We start from the raw sequence: 1,405 nt of genomic DNA, 5'->3' as shown, positions 1-1,405 counted from the left end.
GACGGAACCGGCGTCTTTGTAGACGTCATCGGACGGCGCAGGAACGGTCGCGGTGCCGCTGGTTTCACCAGCCTTGATGGTGATCACTGCACCGTTCGACAAAGTCACGGTTACTGGCGAGCCAGCGGCGTTGGTCAGCGTAGCGGTGTAAACGATCGAGCCACCTTCGGCCACGGAACCGGTCGCACTCAGCGACAGGTTGGTGGTGTCGGTAACGTCCGTGACAGAAGTTGAAACCGGAGTTTTGTCCGCCACCAGATCTTCGAAATTGCCACCGCTGACGTTGGTGATCGAGTTGGTGATCGGAGCATTACCGGCCAACGCATCGTTCGCAGCAACAGCAGTTGCAGTGCCAGTAGTCTGACCGACGCCGATGATGATGGTCTGACCGTTGGCCAGAGTTACCACAACAGGCGAGCCGGTGACCGGAGCACCCACAGTGGCGGTGTAGGTGACCGTGCCGCCTTCAGCGACCGAGGTATCGGCGGTCAGTTTGACTGTCGAGGTATCGATGGTGTCGGTGACAGCCGTCACCGCTGGAGCAGTGCTCGGTACGAGGTTCTCGAAATTGCCACCGGTAGCGCTGGTGATCGTCGCCTGCACGGAACCAGCATCTTTGTAGACGTCATCGGACGGTGCCGGAACAGTTGCGGTGCCGGTGGTTTCGCCAGCCTTGATGGTGATCACAGCGCCGTTCGACAGGGTCACGGTCACTGGTGAGCCAGCGGCATTGGTCAGTGTCGCGGTGTAGGTGATCTGGCCACCTTCAGCCACCGAGTTACTGGCGCTGAGCGACAGAGTGGTAGTGTCGGTAACATCCGTAACAGAAGTCGAAACCGGAGTTTTGTCCGCCACCAGATCTTCGAAATTGCCACCGGTTACGCCAGTGATGGAGTTGGTGATCGGCGCGTTGCCGGTCAGCGCATCGTTCGCAGCAACCGCGGTTGCGGTGCCCGTAGTTTGACCGACGCCGATGGTGATGGTCTGGCCGTTGGCCAGAGTTACCACAACAGGCGAGCCGGTGACTGGCGCACCAACCGTGGCGGTGTAAGTCACGTTGCCGCCTTCAGCCACCGAAGTATCGGCAGTCAGTTTGACGGTCGAAGTGTCGATGGTATCGGTGACATTGGTCACCGCTGGAACCGCGCTTGGCACCAGGTTCTCGAAGTTGCCGCCGGTCGCACCCTCGATGGTCACTTCGACTTTGCCGGCATCTTTATAGACGTCATCTTTCGGTGCGTCGACGGTCACGGTGCCGGTGGTTTTGCCTGCATCAATAGTGATCGTGGCGCCGTTCGACAGGGTCACGGTCACCGGTGTGCCGGCCGGGTTGGTCAGCGTTGCGGTGTAAGTGATCTGGCCGCCTTCGGCTACCGAATCGCTGGCGCTCAGGTTCAGGTTGGTG

1 protein-coding gene is annotated in these 1,405 nt (G+C 60.1%); it reads right to left on the bottom strand.

The window, feature by feature from the left end; translation table 11 throughout:
* The coding region (locus OQK_RS31160) for an immunoglobulin-like domain-containing protein (protein WP_038861169.1) at window positions 1-1,405 on the bottom strand (1,405 nt) is incomplete at both ends.

It is taken from the genome of Pseudomonas sp. R62, from assembly GCF_000257605.1.
GTDB classification, from domain to species: domain Bacteria; phylum Pseudomonadota; class Gammaproteobacteria; order Pseudomonadales; family Pseudomonadaceae; genus Aquipseudomonas; species Aquipseudomonas atacamensis.
This window is presented reverse-complemented; position numbering and strand designations above follow the sequence as displayed.